This is a genomic window from Arthrobacter sp. TmtSoilC48, assembly GCF_059739425.1.
This window is the reverse complement of sequence record NZ_AP046049.1, coordinates 2,868,706-2,884,183: the sequence shown is the minus strand read 5'-3', so window position 1 is coordinate 2,884,183 and position 15,478 is coordinate 2,868,706. Positions and strand designations below refer to the sequence as shown.

Sequence of the window (15,478 nt, the reverse complement as noted above, 5' to 3'; positions counted from 1 at the left end):
CCTGCCTCTGCAGGGCGGCTTCCGGTCTCCCGTATTCCCAGATTCAGTTCAAACCTCGAAGCGCAACAGGGCCGAAAGTCACGAGCCTTCGGCAGGGTCCTTGGGCCCTTGTAACCCGGGGAGGACGTCGGCAACAATTTGGAGGTGCTGAAAGATCGGCATGTGCGCTGCGGCCCCCGCCGGAGAGGATAATCATGAATCGCGTAGAAGAATCCGCCCCGGATATCACGGTGCAGCCCATCCGTGTGTTCATACTCGACGACCACGAATTGGTACGCCGGGGTTTGCAGGAGCTTCTGGAAAGCGAGGGGTTCGAGGTGGTTGGGATGTCGGGGTCTGCAGAGGAGGCGACTCGGCGGATACCAGCCTTGCACCCCGACGTCGCGGTCTTGGATGCGCGGCTTCCGGACGGAACAGGAATCGAAGTCTGCCGGGATGTGCGTTCCGTTGACCCTCGCCTCAACTGTTTGATTTTGACCAGCTACGACGACGAGCAGGCATTGCGTGGCGCGGTGCTTGCCGGTGCGGCCGGTTACATTCTCAAGGAAATTGGCGGCACGGATCTCCTGGGGGCCCTGCGACGCGCAGCCCGCGGCGAATCATTGTTCGATGAGACTGTCAAGGCCCGGATTATCAAGGGACTGACGGAGCCCAAGAGGCTGGATCCGCGCGTAGCGTCCCTGACGCCGCAGGAGCGGCGTGTCCTGGAGTACGTCGGCCAAGGCATGACCAACCGCCAGATTGGCGAAGAGATGCTACTGGCAGAGAAGACTGTCAAGAACTATGTTTCGTCATTGTTGGCGAAACTGGGTTTTGAACGCCGGACCCAGGCGGCGGTCTTCATGGCCCACGCGCCGGGGGAGGACTCAGGACGAGGTCACTGACAGACAGGTTGGCCGGCTTACAGTACCGGAACTGTCCATGTCAGCAAGGTACCCTTGCCCGGGGCACTGGTGATAGTGCATGAACCATTGAGTAAAGCGGCCCTGCGGATCATGTTGCCGAGCCCATTGCCGGCACCGGGCTCCTTGAATCCGCAGCCATCATCGGCCAGCTCCATGATCAGGGCGCCGTCTTCCACGGCCACGGCCACTGTGATCATTTCTGCCCCCGAATGGCGTACTGCGTTGCTCAGGCTTTCCGTAATGACTGCCAACAGGTGCTCTACGACAACCTCGTCTTCCAAGGCATCCACGGCCCCTGTCAGTGTCAGGTGTGGTGCATGTGGCAGAGTCTTTGCCCCTGCCTGTATGGTCCGCAGGATTCGGCTGCTCAAGAGTTCAGGTTCACTGGTAGTGGCCCGCAGGGAGTAGATGGTATTCCGAAGATCCCGGATGCTGGTGTCGAGCTCGTCCGTTATGGCATCGATCCGCCCTGCAGCTGATCCTGTGGAGGTGAAGCGACGCAGGCTTTGGATGCTCAGTCCTGCGGCGAAGAGCCGTTGGATCACCAGATCATGAAGATCGCGCGCGATCCTGTCCCGGTCAGTGAAGACGACCAACTGTTCACGTAAGCGATGAATACGGTCAAGGGCCAAAGCCAGGGCCACGTGCGAGCCATAGACGGATGCCATATCAATATCGGTGGCGGAGAAGGCCCCGGTGCCGGGCGAACGGCCCAGTAGGAGGTATCCCTGATGGGCGCCTTGGGCGCTGAGGTCCACCATGAGCAGCTTGCCGGGCTGCCCATGGCCTGTCTCGTCAACTAGTCTCCAAGGATCGTCGAGGGCGGTCGCAGCTCCCTCGAAGGTATCGGCGCCGGTATCCGTGGAATCCACGGATAGCACCCGGCCCCTGAGTGCAACACTGTCTATTCCGGCGGAACCCTCCACGGTGTAGACCCCGGGCCGCTCGGCGGCAGGCAACAGGACCAAGGCCAGCTTCGCCCCGGATTCCAGTAAAGCCCTGCTTGCGATCAGGTCCAGGGATGCATTCTCGGGCTGGCCGTCCTCCAGCATCCTGCCGGTGACGTCCATGCAGGCTTCGAGCCACGATGTGCGGCGACGGGCGTCCTCGTAGAGGCGGGCGTTCTCAATGGCCACGCCGGCCGCGGCCGCCAAAGCAATTGCCAGGTCCTCGTCTTCCGGCGTGAAGTCCTCGCCGCCGGCCTTTTCGGTCAAGTAGAGGTTCCCAAAGACCGTATCCCGGACCCGCACCGGGACGCCCAGAAACGACTTCATGGGAGGATGATTCCGGGGGAAGCCATGGGCTTTGGGATGCTGGCTGAGATCATGGAGCCGCAGCGGTGCGGGCTCAGTGATCAGAAGACCGAGGACCCCGTGGCCGGTGGGAAGCGGGCCGATCCGGCTGGCCAGGTGGTCATCGATGCCGACGGTGATGAAGTGACTTAATACGTCGTCTTCGCCGATGACGCCCAGAGCGCCGTAGCGTGCTTGGAGGAGATCGCAGGCGGATCTGACAACCCGCTCCAGCACGGATTCGAGGCTCAGGTCCTCGGCTACGGCCACCACCGCTTCGAGCAGCCCCCGCGTTCTCTCCTGGGCCTGGAGCAGTTCTCCGGCCCGGGCCATGAATTCTTTCAGGAGGTCTTCCAACTGGACTCCCGGCGCGCCCGGCGCCTCGTTGCGTGCTTCCTCCGGAGAGTCGTTCATTGTCGCCTTTCGACCAGGACCGGCAACACCACGGGAGGTGCCTCACCCATCTTTGGTGCCAGCCTACTCCGGGGCCCCTCCGCCCGAAACCGTTGCCGGGTAGGGGGCTTTGGGCCCTGTCGCATTCCCGTGGGCCGCCTTAGTGTCATCGCATGACGAACAAACCAGCAATCCCCGAGGCAGAGAACCTGGACATCAAACAATGCTGGGAACTGCTCCGCAGTGTGTCGGTGGGGCGCTTGGCAGTCTGGGCAGGCGACCACCCCGACATCTTCCCCATCAATTACAAAGTTGATCACGGAACCCTGGTCTTCCGCACTGGCGAAGGCACAAAGCTCCATGCGGCACTGGGGGCAACGCCTGTAGCGCTGGAGGCGGACGGTGTGGACTCCGGATCCGGTATTGCCTGGAGCGTAGTAATCAAGGGGACCACGGAAAGCATCAAGTTGACACAGGATGTACTGGACACTGTTGGCCTTTTGCTCTTTCCCTGGCAGGCCGGCCGGAAGGACCATTTTGTCCGGATTGTCCCAACCTCCATGACCGGGCGGCGCTTCAAAGTGACGCCGCCCCTGACGTGGTGGAGCCCCTTGGACGATGCCACCCGCGCAGGTTTGGAATAGCGGGACGGTCCCACTGCGGCCGATCCCACGGCATCCAGGCCCGCGCTGCCCCGGGTCCAACGGCCCTAACGACGGCGACCTGCCGCCGCTAGCGTCGAGGGCATGAAGACAAAGCCTGATGCAGTCGTAGAACGGTTGGCCCCTGACGAATGTTGGGACTTGCTGGGTGAGAGCAACGTTGGCCGGCTGGCCGTCCTGGTTGAAGGGCACCCTGATGTCTTTCCGGTGAATTACGTCCTGGAAGGAGACAGCATCGTCTTCCGTACAGGTGCCGGTACGAAATTCTGGAGCACCATGACCACGTCCTGTGCCTTGGAAATCGACGGTTACCGGGCACTCAGCGGAAAGGCCTGGAGCGTGGTCGTTCGCGGCCGGACAGCCCTGATCCTGGACCGGCAGGAAAGGGCCAAGGTTGACGCGCTGGGGCTCGATCCCTGGCAACCTGGCAGCAAGAACTACTACCTGCGCCTCGTTCCGGACGCCGTCACCGGCCGCCGCTTCAAGACCAAGCGACCGGACCTCTGGGGAACCCCGTTGAACGACGCGCGTACCGAAACCTTCCACTAACCCACTCTCAAAGTGCCTTGCATGCCTGCTAAACGGTAGCCTGCAACGCCACGCACAGGACGGATCAGCACCATGAAAGCCCTTGTTTACGGTGGTCCAGCCACCAAGTCGTGGAAGGATGTTCCGGATCCGGGCATCACTGAGCCCACGGATGCAATTGTGCGCATCGACACGACCACCATTTGCGGCACCGATCTGCATATCCTCAAGGGCGACGTACCTGCGGTGGAACCTGGACGGATCCTCGGCCATGAAGGGGTGGGTACCGTCGTGGAGGTTGGTGGTTCAGTTGGCAACGTCAGGCCAGGAGACCGTGTGATCATCTCTTGCATCAAGTCCTGCGGACACTGCACCAATTGCCGAAAAGGGCTGTTTTCGCATTGCCTTGGAGACGAAGGGCAAGTGGGTACGGGCTGGATTTTCGGTCATCTCATTGACGGGACCCAGGCGGAGTTCGTTCGTGTTCCCTACGCGGACAACTCACTTCACAAGCTTCCGCACGGTGTCAACGATGATGAGGCCGTCATGTTGTCCGACATCCTTCCCACAGCCTTTGAGATCGGCGTGCTGGATGGCCGCGTTGCTCCCGGCGACATTATCGCCGTAGTGGGGGCCGGGCCCATTGGCTTGGCGGCCATGGCGACGGCGGGACTCTGCGGAGCGTCAACGATCATCGCCATCGACCCCAACGTAAGCCGCCTTTCAAGGGCCGCCGATTTCGGTGCAACGCACACCGTCAACCCTGAAAGCCAGGATTGGATCAGCGACGTCCTGGCCCTCACGGATGGTGCCGGCGTTGACGTTGCCATGGAAGCGGTGGGGATTCCGGAGACTTTCGAGATGGCCCTGCGGCTGGTACGTCCAGGAGGCAATGTGGCCAATATCGGCGTTCACGGAAAGCCTGTTCAACTGCCCTTGCAGGACTTGTGGATCCGCAATATCAATATCAGCATGGGGTTGGTCAACACGAACACCACTCCGATGCTCCTGCGCTTGGTTGCCCAGCACAAGCTGCCCGCAGAGAAGTTCGCCACCCATCACTTTTCCCTCGACCGGATCATGGACGCCTATGACACATTTTCCAGGGCCGCCGAAACGGAGGCGTTGAAAGTGGTGCTCAGCAGGACGCCCCGTGACTGAACATTCATCGTGAGACATCGTTTGGTGACGCTGGTAGCGCGCTTTCCGTTGGTGGCCGGCACTGTGCTGGCCATGCTCGTCGTTGCGGCACTGATTATCAGCGGGCACGATGCTGCAGCCCAGGGGACGGCAACCATTTACTCGCTCTCGGTAGCGGTCTACCGCGCAGGGAGCATGATCAAGGGCCTTTTTCAAGGACGGTGGGGCATTGACCTCCTGGCCGTTACGGCCATTTGTTCAACCGCAATTGTCGGGGAGTACATTGCGTCCTTGGTCATTGTTCTCATGCTGACCGGTGGCGAAGCGTTGGAGGACTTTGCCCACGGCCGCGCCACCAAGGAGCTCCGCGCACTATTGGAACGTACCCCGCGTATTGCCCACCGTGAGGAAAGCGGTGGATTAGTGGAAGACGTCGGCGTCGAGTCCGTTGCTCGTGGTGACATTCTGCTGGTGAAGCCGGCTGAAACTGTTCCCGTGGACGGCAGGCTGCTGTCCGACGTCGGGACCTTTGACGAGTCTGCGCTGACAGGCGAAAGCCTTCCGGCGGAGCGACTGGCGGGAGACTTGCTGCTCAGTGGCTCCGTGAACGGGGCCGACGCGATCCGGATGGTGGCCACGGCTTCCGCGGGCGATTCGCAGTACAGCCAGATTGTTGCGTTGGTGAGGGAAGCCGCGGCGAGTCGTGCACCTACGGTTCGCCTGGCTGACAGATATGCCGTGCCGTTCACCCTGGTAGCCTTTGTCCTTGCCGGGGCGGCCTGGTGGCTCAGCCACGATCCAGTCCGGTTTGTGGAGGTGCTCGTTGTTGCGACTCCGTGTCCCTTGCTGATTGCCGCGCCCGTCGCCTTCCTTGCCGGTACCAGCCGGGCCGCCAAAGCCGGCATCATCATCAAGAATGCAGGTACGTTGGAGCAGCTCAGCCGCGTGAAGACTGCTGTGTTCGACAAGACCGGTACTCTCACCCAAGGCAGGCCTGTCCTGACCGGGATTCGCCTTTCTGCCGCGGCAGGCCTGTCAAAAAACGAACTGTTGCAGCTGGCGGCATCGGCTGAGCAGTACTCGTCGCACATCTTTGCAGCCTCCGTCATCGCGGCGGCGCGCGAGCGGAGCTTACCGTTGCTGCCGGCGACGAACGCCAGCGAACACGCCACCAATGGCGTGGCTGCCGATGTCGGAACCCGGAGGGTGGTGGTGGGAAAGCCGGCGTTCGTCGAGGAAAATACGGCAGGCTTTGAAAGCGCGCCCCTGGAAGGAGGGCAACTCGCGGTCTACGTAGGTGTGGAGGGAAAGTTTGCCGGGACACTCATCATGAGTGATCCCTTGCGGGCAAATGCTGTGGAAACACTCACGGAGCTCCGCAGGCTCGGTGTCGCACAAACCATGCTGCTGACTGGCGATGCTTCGTCGACCGCCCATCACATCGCTGAAACCGCTGGGATCGGGAATGTCCAGGCGGAGTGTCTGCCTTCGGACAAGGTCGCCACCGTTGCAGCCCTCACTGTGCGGCCGGTCATGATGGTTGGTGACGGTGTCAACGACGCCCCTGTCCTGGCGGCGGCCGACGTCGGCATCGCCATGGGCGCCAAAGGTGCCACTGCGGCAAGCGAATCGGCGGACGTGGTCATTATGCTCGACGACCTCTCAAGAGCCGCCTTCGCGGTGGACATCGGCCAGCACACCATGCGGATCGCCCGTACGAGCATCTGGACAGGCATCCTCCTAAGCTTGGGCCTGATGGCGGTGGCAACGTTGGGTGTGATCCCCGCCGTGGCCGGAGCGCTGCTTCAGGAATTCGTGGATTTGGCGACTATCCTGAATGCGCTCAGGGCGCTTGGTCCACGGCTGGCCAGCGCACGTTCAAGGGCCGTTGGCCCCGCGTTCAGTAGCGCTCGGGCTCATCCCCAAGTTCAAAGTAGCGGCCCTGGACACGCGTCGGAGTGATCTCCACGTAGGTGTATTTGCGGGTCGGGATCCACGGTTTGAGGGGCAACTTGTCGGCCTCGTCGATTTCCGACTGCGACTCGATGACGCGCGCCGTCCCTTTGAGGACCACACTCCAGGCTTCGGCGTCAACGATCTCTTCCACTTCGAAGGCAACCTTCTCATTGACAGTCAACTCAGCTAGCTTTGTTCCCGGATTGGTCCTGAGGAGCAAACGCTTCCCGTGTGCGATGAAGTTCAAGGGGTAGATGTCCGGCTCGCCCAGGACGCTGACGGCCAAACGACCATGCTGGTTCCGTTCGAGGACCTTCCATGAGTCGGCTTCGGACAGGACAGTGCCTGGTCGCTCGTCATTTTCCACGGTCTTTCTCCTGCACCTGACGTAGGGGCTGCCCGGCTGGATGGCCTGCCGCAGCTGATGTCCGTGATCCTACGGCGGGCCACGTTGACCGCAACAGGGTCCAAGGTCCTGCGGGAAGGTGCGGCACCATGACCTTCGGCTCTGGCCTCCCGGGCCTGTCCGCGAGAAGCTGTGAAGCGGGCCCGTTCAGGTGTGGAGGGAGACATATGGTCCAGGGCGTTTACGTTGCTTCCGTTGCTCCGGGTTCCGGAAAGTCGCTGGTTGCTTTGGGTCTGGCCGATGCCCTGCATCGCAGGACGGGACGTCCGGGCTTCTTCCGGCCGCTGGTCGATAGTGCCCAGGCCCAGGAGGACCCCGTAATCGTCATGCTTCGCCGACTCTACGAACTGGGACAGTCCCGCTGCCGGAGCGGCATGTCCCTGGACTCAGCGAGGGCGGACGTCGCGGCGGGCCGTCAGGACGAAGTGTTCTCCTGGATCCTGGCGGAATACAGGGAGATTGCCCAAGAGTGCGATGTGGTGGTGGTGGACGGCTCGGACCTTCGCGGAAACGACGCAGGAAGGGAGTTGGACCTCAACACCAGGTTGGCGAACAACCTGGGGCTGCCGGTGCTGGCCGTCGTTGGCGCAAGAGGACTCTCGGTGGCACAGACAGCAGGCGCCGTGGACGCAGCCGTCAGGCAGTTCAAGGCGGGGCGCTGCCCACTCCTGGCATTGGTGGTGAATCGCGCCGATCCCAAGGCACTGGGGGACGTCCATCGGGCTGTAAAGGCATCTGCGGGGGAGGTCCCTTCATACGTCATACCCGAAGTGCCGCAGATTTCCACCCCAACTGTTGCAGACGTCGCCTCTTCCTTGGGCCTTACCCTTATGTCGGGCAGCACAGAGCTGGACCGTGATGTGCGCAGTATCAAGGTGGCGGGAATGAACGTGGACAACTTCCTTGAGACTCTCCATGCCGGAGATCTGGTCATCGTTGCCGGTGACCGCTCCGACGTCATGATGGCCTGCGTGGCCTCGGCCCTGTCGCCCGAACTTCCGACGCCTGCGGGCATTATCCTGTCGGATGGGCTGCTTCCCGGTGCACACGTGCTGCCGTTGTTGGAGCGTGCGCCCTTCCCTGTCTTCACGCACCCGACAGATACGTATGTCACGGCACAAAAGGTCGCGGGTGTGCGCAGTGAGATCCACACGGGGGAGAACCGTAAGCTGGCTGCGGCGCTGGGGGTTTGGTCCCGCTTCGTCAACGAAACCGAAATGCTCGATCGTTTGGCCCTTCCACATCCGGCCACTGTGACGCCCCTGCGCTTCCTCAACGAGCTGATCGAAAGGGCCCGGAATCAGGAACGAAGAATTGTTCTGGCCGAGGGCGAAGAATTGCGCGTCCTGCGGGCGGCCGAGATCCTTCGACGCCGGGATGTTTGCAGGATAACGGTCCTTGGCAACGTAGCTGCGATCCGGGAGCTCGCTGAAGCCCATGGCATCGATGTGAGCGGGCTCCAGATACTTGATCCTGCCAGTTCACCGCTCAGGGAGCGCTTTGCTGCCGAGTATTGCCGCTTGAGGGCCCGGAAAGGCATGATCATGGAACGCGCCCGGGAAATCATGCTTGATGGCGCGTACTTCGGCACCATGATGGTCCAGCTCGGTGAAGCAGACGGCATGGTTTCCGGCGCGGCCCACACTACGGCCAATACCATACGGCCGGCGTTGGAGTTCGTGAAGGGCCGGGAGGGGGAAGGCCTGGTCTCCTCTGTCTTCTTCATGTTGTTTCCGGACCGGGTGTTCGTTTATGGAGACTGCGCGGTGGTTCCCGAGCCGAACGCAGAACAACTCGCGGAAATCGCCATCGCTTCCGCTGACACTGCTTCCCGTTTCGGTGTAGAGCCGAGGGTGGCCATGCTTTCCTATTCGACGGGAGGCTCCGGATCCGGAACTGCCGTAGACAAGGTGCGCCGCGCCACGGAACTGGTCAGGGATGCACGTCCTGATCTTCCGGTGGATGGGCCAATTCAGTACGACGCCGCAGTGGATGCGACCATCGCGAGCTCCAAGTTGCCTTCATCGACCGTCGCAGGGAAGGCGACTGTCTTCATCTTTCCCGACCTCAACACTGGCAACAACACCTACAAGGCGGTGGAGCAGTCCTCGGGTGCTATCGCCGTCGGGCCTATCCTGCAGGGTCTGCGCAAGCCCATCAACGATCTATCCAGGGGTTCAACCGTGGATGACATCATCAACACGGTAGCCATCACCGCCGTCCAGGCCCAGCAAGCAGGCTAGGCGTCTTCCTCCGTAGCCACCAGAAGAACCGGGCAGTGGGCATGGGCTGCGCAGGCTTTGCTGACCGAACCAATGGGCTGATTCAGGAAGCCGCCGGCGCCGTGCCTGCCTACGACGAGCAACTGGGATCCACGGCTTTCCTCGACCAATACCTTCGCTGGATCGCCGAATTTGACAGTGACCGTCAGGTCCTCGGGGCGGGATTCTCCGAAAGCGCGCTCAAGTGCCTCCTCCACCAGGCGCCTCGCGGTGTCCTCAAGCTGTGAACTAAAACGGGTCAGCTCAGGTTCGAAGCGCGATGCCATGTAGAAATCGGACATGCCGATGCAGGTGACCACGTCCATGGGCCCGCCAAGGGTGGACGCCATCCGCCCTGCCATTTCGAGGGTCTTCGAGGAGTATTCCGAGCCATCGACGCCGACGACAATTCGATTCGGCCGTGATTGTGGGTTCATGGGACCAGCTTGCCCCTGCGCGCGGTGCCAGGATAGGGCCAAAGGACACGTTTTCAGGCCCGCGAAGGGGTTCCGCTTTGCCGGTGACGCAGCCGTTTGTAGAGCCAATCGACGCCAAGGACGCCGGGAATGGCAAGGACGGCTACGAGCCACCCCAAGGCAGTGGGCGGCGCCTGTCCAAGGATTCCGGCCAGGGGCGGAACGAACAGGAACAGGGCCAGTGCCGCCAATTCCGCGGATACAGCCCACAGCAGGAGCCGGTTGGTGAACCATCCCTGCTTCCAGGGGGGAGCCGTTGCGCTCCGGCATGCGAAAGCGGTGGCCAGTTGGCCCAGCACCACGGCGGCAAACGCAGCCCCGGACGCTGACATCAGTACACCCGGATCCCACATTTGGCCACGAACCCAGCCGCTGCCGAACAGCACTGTGGAGAATGCTGCCATGGCTATCAAAGCCTCGGTTGGTCCCATTACAGCGAACACCCTCAGCATGAGTTGACGGTCCAGGAGATGCCGCTTTTCGGGTGGTCTCTTCAGTACGCGCTGACCCGGCGGCTCGGCGCCGAGAGCCAGGGCAGGCAGCAGATCCGTTCCGATGTCGAGCGCCAGGATCTGGAGGACACCAAGCGCAAGCGGGAATTGGCCGCCTGACAACGCCCAGATGACGAAAGGTGCCAGCTCCGCCACGTTGTCCGTGAGGTGGTAAGTAAGGAAGCGGTGAATGTTCGAGTAGGTAGCGCGCCCCTGTTCGATTGCGGCCACGATCGTAGCGAAATGGTCGTCCAGGAGAACCAAATCCGCAGCTTCGCGGGCCACGTCCGTGCCGCTGAGTCCCATGGCTACCCCAATGTCGGCCTGGCGAAGCGCGGGACCGTCATTGACGCCGTCTCCCGTCATCGCCACCACATGGCCGCGGGCCTGCAATGCCTTCGCCACGCGTAGCTTTTGCTCCGGCGACACCCTGCTGACCACAACGCCGTCGCGGTCCAGGAGGGCCCCGAGGATCTGCTCATCCTCCGGGAGGTCGACGCCTTGGACGACGAGGTTGTCCGGCCCCATCAGCCCAATCTCCCTGGCGATTGCACCGGCCGTTGATGGGTGGTCGCCAGTGATCATTGCGATCCTGATCCCAGCCCCTCTGGCTGCCTTGATCACCTCACCGACATCCGGCCTGGGCGGGTCATGGAGCCCGATGAGGCCCAAGGGCACAAGGTTGCGTTCGGCCTCTACGGCCGATCGGTCCAGCCAGTCCTCTGCCCTTCCGGGCAACTCCCGGCTTGCCACTGCTATCACCCGCAATCCGCGCGAAGCCATTGATTCTACGGCGTCGGCCAAGATGCCGGAGGTGTCCCCGCACAAGGGCAAAACCGATTCAGGGGCCCCCTTGACGAAAAGCGTTGCGCCGACAATGACGGACTCCCGGCGTCTGGTGGCGTCAAAGGCAAAGCGCCGCATGGTGGTGACCGTGTCAGGCTCGCGCCCCAGCAGCCGCCGTGCCAGGGAATCAATGGCCGCTTCCATGGGGTCGCCACTGGCCGTCCATTCACCTGTGTGTTGCACCGCCCGTCCTTGCGACGCTGCCCGTGCACCCAAAGCGGCCAGCAGCGACGCGCTGCGTGCCTGTCCTTCGATCCGTGCAACGGGGCCGTAGCCCTCGCCCACGATCTTCACTGCACCGTCGGAAGTGATGACTTCGACGGCGTTCATCCGGTTTTGCGTCAAGGTTCCGGTTTTGTCCGTGCAGATGAAGGTGGTGGAACCGAGCGTCTCCACTGCCTCCAGGTTGCGGACGAGTGCTTGCCGTTCAGCCATACGCTGCGCCCCCATAGCCAATGACAGAGTGACGGTGGGCAGGAGGCCTTCCGGAATCAGCGCGACGGCAACACCGATCGCAAACAGAAACGAGTCGCGCCAGACTATCCCTACCAAGAGCGAAACGACGAAGAACGAGCCTGCAACGGTCAAAGCAACAATGGCTATGAGCCGGACTATCCTCCGGAGTTCCAGGGTCAGGGGAGTTGGTGGTGACTTGGTGCCACTCGTGAGGGCGGCAATTGCGGCCAGTTTGGTGTTCCCGCCCGTGGCGGTGACAAGGCCTTCTGCTTCTCCGTTGACCAGGAACGTTCCACCCCAGACAGGTTCATTGCTGCCTTTGGGCACTGCTGCACTTTCGCCGGTCAGCATGGATTCATCCACCGTGCAGCTTGAGGCCGCAACGAGCAGGATGTCCGCGGGAAGCCTGTCGCCGGCTGCCAGAATGACGACGTCCCGCGGGACGAGGTCGCTGGCATGCACGCTTTGGATCCTCCCGTCCCGCCGTACATTCACTTCGGCCGGGAGGAGGCCCTGCAGTCGTTCAGCTGCGTGCTGGGCACGTTCTTGTTGGATGTGGGCGAAGACCCCGTTGACGATGACAACAACGATGATTGCCACACACAGCTGCGGCATGCCACCGATGTAGGCCAACGCGGCGGCAACCCACAACATCAATGCGAAGAAGTGTGTCAACTCGCCCAACAGCTTTCGCCACTGCGGCAACTTTCTGGCTTGCGGCAGAACGTTTGGGCCCGTTTCTGCCAATAACTCCGCGGCCTCGCGGGAACTCAGGCCGTCGGTTCGGGTCGCTGCAGGCAGCGGCGCAGGGGGTTTGTTCCCAGAGGACATGGTTTCTCCAAAACGGGATGCCTGTTCCTGAAAGGCTCCATCAGCAGCCCTGACGTGTCTAGGGCCAAAGGGCACGGTTGGGAAAGGACCTTCTGCCCTACACGTGCCGCGTCTGAGGCGTTAGGCTCGGCGCCATGGAGAACACATCACCGGACCAGGAAACGAAAGAACTCAGCGTCCACGACTGCTGGAAGTATTTGCAGTCCACGTCTACGTGCAGGGTGGCACTCATCAATGGGGACGTTCCGGAGATCTTCCCGGTTAACTACATCCCTAATTTCGGGACGCTGCTGTTCAGGACCGGGCAGGGGACCAAACACAACGCCCTCCGCGAAGGGTCCGTGCTTGCTATGGAAGCTGACGGGTTCAACCGTTACGGGACCATTGCCTGGAGCGTCATCATTAAGGGACGCCCCGAGTTCGTGACCCATCCCGAAGAAATTCAGGAAGCGGTGGATGCAGGCTTGTCCCCGTGGCAGCCCGGTCCGAAGGACATTTTGGTGCGGGTGACGCCAACGGAAATCAGTGGACGGCGGTTTGTCATCACCCCACCCTCCAAGTGGTGGCCGCCGCTGGATCCTGCCGCATCTGACGACGGGGCCGCGGAAGGGAACGACGCCGGACACCAGTAGCGGGCGCGACGGCCCGGGTTGGCGGTCTGGTTTCAGGACGGCCTTGTCAGGTTTCAGGACGGCCTCGTCAGGATGACGGCCTCGTCAGGATTGTGGGGCACTGGACATTGAGGAGAACGTGCTGTGCCACGGATCCCAGCAGCACCCGTAGGCCACCCCGCCCGCGGCAGCCCATGACCAGCAGCCGGGCCTCCCTGGCAGCATCCACCAGCGCGTCCCCAGGTCCGAGGCTGTCCTCCAGCTTTTCCTGCACGGATACCCCGGGGTAGTTTTCGTTGACCCAGCGGACGGCCTCGGCCATGATGCCACCGTTCCGGGGAGATCGGGGATCCGGACCCGTCGCATGAACGATGATCAGTTCTTCATCCATACGCTGTGCCTCACTCGCCGCCAGATCCAGGGCAGTGAGCGAATCGGCGGAGCCGTCGACTCCGACCACCACGCCCGTGCGGACACCGGATGCCATGTCCGGAACCACCGCGACAGGGCAGTTGCTTGTGACTGCGATCTGGAAACTGACGGATCCGTATCCCTGCCCTTCCGTCCCTGGCCCGCGGTCGGTTCCTGCAACCAGCATGTTTGCTTCCGGGGACAGGCCGGCGAGGGTTTCTGCAGGTTCTCCGGTCAACTGTGTGGATGAGACCTCCAACGAAGGGTACGCCTGGGCGAGCCGCCCGGTTTCGCTGCCTAACAGGTCGCCAGCCCGTTCCAGGGCCAACTTTCGTTCATCCGCCCCGGGAAACGCCCAGTCCGGCGGAACGACATGAACGAGGTTGAGCCCCAGACCAAGGGCATCTGCATGTGCCGCCGCCCAGTCTGCGACGTTCCGGCCGGCCCTGGAACCATCAAGGGCTGCCACGATCTGGTTCTTCACGTAACGGCGTCCCCTCGCGTGTCCCAACAGTGATCGTTTCCACTATCTGCGGGTGAAGTCGCCGTCGCAAGGGCCAGAAGACCTTTCCGCCGCCTGCAGAAGTGCGTTAGGGTCCTCAGCAGAGGGCTGGAGGCTCCCACTGGACATCGGGCGGGAAGGATCACAATGTGCAAGTTCTTGTGCTGAACCCCGGTTCCTCATCGCTGAAATACCATTTGAGGGACACTTTGCACCCCGCTGGGAACAACAGCGTCCTGACTTCGGGACAGGTCAATTTGCCACCGGATGGCCGCCATGATCCATCTCTCCTGCTGGAGACTTTTGAAGAAATCGGTGCCGCAGTGGCCAAGAACGCGGGAACAGGATTTCCGGAGGCAATCGGACATCGCGTCGTTCACGGCGGTGACCGGTTCAGTACTCCGGTACGCGTTACGTCGGACGTTGTGGCGGCCATTGAACGGCTGAGTCCCTTGGCGCCGCTGCATAACCCCGCGAGCGCCGCCTGTATGAAGACTGCCGGAGAACGCTGGCCGGGGGTCCCCCAAGTGGCTGTGTTCGACACAGGGTTTCACCGTTCCATCCCCGAGTTCGCAGCCCGCTATGCGATTCCGGAAGACAGCTATACAGCGCACCCTGTCAGGCGCTATGGATTCCACGGCATTTCCGTTGAGATGGCATGCCGTGATGCGGCTGCGTTTCTTGATGTGGCCTGTCCTTCCCTTAACGCAATAGTGGCGCACGTGGGTAATGGCGCATCGGTGACGGCAGTCAGGGACGGCCGGAGCGTGGACACCTCCATGGGTATGACACCGCTGGAAGGGCTGGTCATGGGTACCCGATCGGGGGACCTGGACCCTTCCATCATCGTCTTGATGCAACGTGCGGGAGCCACTGCAGACGAAGTCGATGCTGTCCTCAATCATCGATCGGGCCTCCTGGCATTGGCAGGAACGGCGGACATGCGCCAAATTGGCGCTGCGGTAGAGAGGGCAGAGCCCAGGGCAGTTCTGGCCCTCGAGACTGCTGCCTACCGTCTGGCCAAGTACATCGCGGCATACTCGATGGTGGTTCATCGGCCCGACGTTTTAGTGTTCACGGGGGGCGTGGGCGAGAATTCCCATGTGTTCAGGGCCAAGGTCCTTTCCTGGCTTGGCCCTTTGGGACTACGCGTCGCCGCGGACGGGAACTCAGCTGATGTGAAAGGCATCCGCGGCGTCAGCACGGAGGATTCCACATTTCCTGTGCTTGTGGTGCCCAGCGACGAGGAGCGCGCAATCGCAGAAGCCACTGCTTCACTCCTCGCTGAACGTGAATAGGAAGGATTGCAAG

At 62.1% G+C, this 15,478-nt stretch carries 13 protein-coding genes; 8 read left to right on the top strand and 5 right to left on the bottom strand.

Annotated features, from left to right (window positions below):
• Nucleotides 1-194 precede the first annotated feature (194 nt).
• Nucleotides 195-884 carry a response regulator gene (locus AC6I97_RS13530; RefSeq protein WP_497945132.1) on the top strand — a complete coding sequence of 230 codons (690 nt, stop codon included), beginning with the start codon at nt 195-197 and terminating at the stop codon, nt 882-884.
• Nucleotides 885-901: 17 nt separating this feature from the next.
• Here AC6I97_RS13530 and AC6I97_RS13525 read toward each other — a convergent pair whose 3' ends face one another.
• A complete protein-coding gene (locus AC6I97_RS13525) occupies nt 902-2,611 on the bottom strand; it encodes a GAF domain-containing sensor histidine kinase (protein WP_497945131.1) in 1,710 nt (569 codons plus the stop codon).
• Between the two features lie 152 nt (nt 2,612-2,763).
• Between AC6I97_RS13525 and AC6I97_RS13520 the strand changes: the two genes are divergently transcribed.
• From AC6I97_RS13520 to AC6I97_RS13505, 4 genes are all read left to right on the top strand, one after another.
• On the top strand, nt 2,764-3,234 hold the full coding sequence (locus AC6I97_RS13520; protein ID WP_497945130.1) for a pyridoxamine 5'-phosphate oxidase family protein: 471 nt from the start codon (nt 2,764-2,766) through the stop codon (nt 3,232-3,234).
• A 102-nt stretch (nt 3,235-3,336) separates the two neighbouring features.
• Nucleotides 3,337-3,801 (top strand): pyridoxamine 5'-phosphate oxidase family protein, encoded by a 465-nt coding sequence (locus AC6I97_RS13515; protein WP_497945129.1) that lies wholly within the window; start codon nt 3,337-3,339, stop codon nt 3,799-3,801.
• Nucleotides 3,802-3,873: 72 nt separating this feature from the next.
• Nucleotides 3,874-4,941, top strand: a complete 1,068-nt coding sequence (locus tag AC6I97_RS13510) for a zinc-dependent alcohol dehydrogenase family protein (RefSeq protein ID WP_497945128.1) — start codon at nt 3,874-3,876, stop codon at nt 4,939-4,941.
• A 72-nt stretch (nt 4,942-5,013) separates the two neighbouring features.
• Nucleotides 5,014-6,882: a heavy metal translocating P-type ATPase gene (locus tag AC6I97_RS13505; protein ID WP_497947110.1), complete on the top strand. Its 1,869-nt coding sequence runs from the start codon at nt 5,014-5,016 to the stop codon at nt 6,880-6,882.
• Here AC6I97_RS13505 and AC6I97_RS13500 read toward each other — a convergent pair.
• The gene (locus AC6I97_RS13500; protein ID WP_224090113.1) at nt 6,821-7,243 is read right to left on the bottom strand and encodes a pyridoxamine 5'-phosphate oxidase family protein; all 423 of its coding nucleotides are present in this window, start codon (nt 7,241-7,243) and stop codon (nt 6,821-6,823) included. The genes AC6I97_RS13505 and AC6I97_RS13500 overlap by 62 nt on opposite strands.
• A gap of 206 nt (nt 7,244-7,449) precedes the next feature.
• Here AC6I97_RS13500 and pta point away from each other — a divergent pair, with 206 nt between their 5' ends.
• Nucleotides 7,450-9,525: a phosphate acetyltransferase gene (gene pta / locus AC6I97_RS13495; protein ID WP_497945127.1), complete on the top strand. Its 2,076-nt coding sequence runs from the start codon at nt 7,450-7,452 to the stop codon at nt 9,523-9,525.
• On the opposite strand, the gene AC6I97_RS13490 is transcribed toward pta, so the two are convergent.
• Entirely contained in the window at nt 9,522-9,980 is a 459-nt protein-coding gene (locus tag AC6I97_RS13490; protein ID WP_497945126.1) for a universal stress protein, read from the bottom strand. The two genes, pta and AC6I97_RS13490, sit on opposite strands and share 4 nt — an antisense overlap.
• Nucleotides 9,981-10,033: 53 nt before the next feature.
• A complete protein-coding gene (locus AC6I97_RS13485; RefSeq protein ID WP_497945125.1) occupies nt 10,034-12,643 on the bottom strand; it encodes a cation-translocating P-type ATPase in 2,610 nt (869 codons plus the stop codon).
• A gap of 134 nt (nt 12,644-12,777) precedes the next feature.
• On the opposite strand from AC6I97_RS13485, the gene AC6I97_RS13480 reads away from it, so the two are divergent.
• Entirely contained in the window at nt 12,778-13,275 is a 498-nt protein-coding gene (locus AC6I97_RS13480) for a pyridoxamine 5'-phosphate oxidase family protein (protein ID WP_224090115.1), read from the top strand.
• A gap of 67 nt (nt 13,276-13,342) precedes the next feature.
• Here the strand turns inward: AC6I97_RS13480 and AC6I97_RS13475 are convergent, their stop codons facing one another.
• Nucleotides 13,343-14,149 (bottom strand): universal stress protein, encoded by an 807-nt coding sequence (locus AC6I97_RS13475; RefSeq protein WP_497945124.1) that lies wholly within the window; start codon nt 14,147-14,149, stop codon nt 13,343-13,345.
• 167 nt (nt 14,150-14,316) lie between these two features.
• Here AC6I97_RS13475 and AC6I97_RS13470 point away from each other — a divergent pair, with 167 nt between their 5' ends.
• On the top strand, nt 14,317-15,465 hold the full coding sequence (locus tag AC6I97_RS13470; RefSeq protein WP_497945123.1) for an acetate/propionate family kinase: 1,149 nt from the start codon (nt 14,317-14,319) through the stop codon (nt 15,463-15,465).
• The last annotated feature ends 13 nt before the right edge of the window (nt 15,466-15,478 follow it).

Bases quoted from the DNA above. Each gene is read 5' to 3' on its own strand.
- AC6I97_RS13530 (WP_497945132.1), top strand. From the start codon at position 195: ATGAATCGCGTAGAAGAATCCGCCCCGGATATCACGGTGCAGCCCATC.
- AC6I97_RS13525 (WP_497945131.1), bottom strand. From the start codon at position 2,611: ATGAACGACTCTCCGGAGGAAGCACGCAACGAGGCGCCGGGCGCGCCG.
- AC6I97_RS13520 (WP_497945130.1), top strand. From the start codon at position 2,764: ATGACGAACAAACCAGCAATCCCCGAGGCAGAGAACCTGGACATCAAA.
- AC6I97_RS13515 (WP_497945129.1), top strand. From the start codon at position 3,337: ATGAAGACAAAGCCTGATGCAGTCGTAGAACGGTTGGCCCCTGACGAA.
- AC6I97_RS13510 (WP_497945128.1), top strand. From the start codon at position 3,874: ATGAAAGCCCTTGTTTACGGTGGTCCAGCCACCAAGTCGTGGAAGGAT.
- AC6I97_RS13505 (WP_497947110.1), top strand. From the start codon at position 5,014: ATGCTCGTCGTTGCGGCACTGATTATCAGCGGGCACGATGCTGCAGCC.
- pta (WP_497945127.1), top strand. From the start codon at position 7,450: ATGGTCCAGGGCGTTTACGTTGCTTCCGTTGCTCCGGGTTCCGGAAAG.
- AC6I97_RS13490 (WP_497945126.1), bottom strand. From the start codon at position 9,980: ATGAACCCACAATCACGGCCGAATCGAATTGTCGTCGGCGTCGATGGC.
- AC6I97_RS13485 (WP_497945125.1), bottom strand. From the start codon at position 12,643: ATGTCCTCTGGGAACAAACCCCCTGCGCCGCTGCCTGCAGCGACCCGA.
- AC6I97_RS13480 (WP_224090115.1), top strand. From the start codon at position 12,778: ATGGAGAACACATCACCGGACCAGGAAACGAAAGAACTCAGCGTCCAC.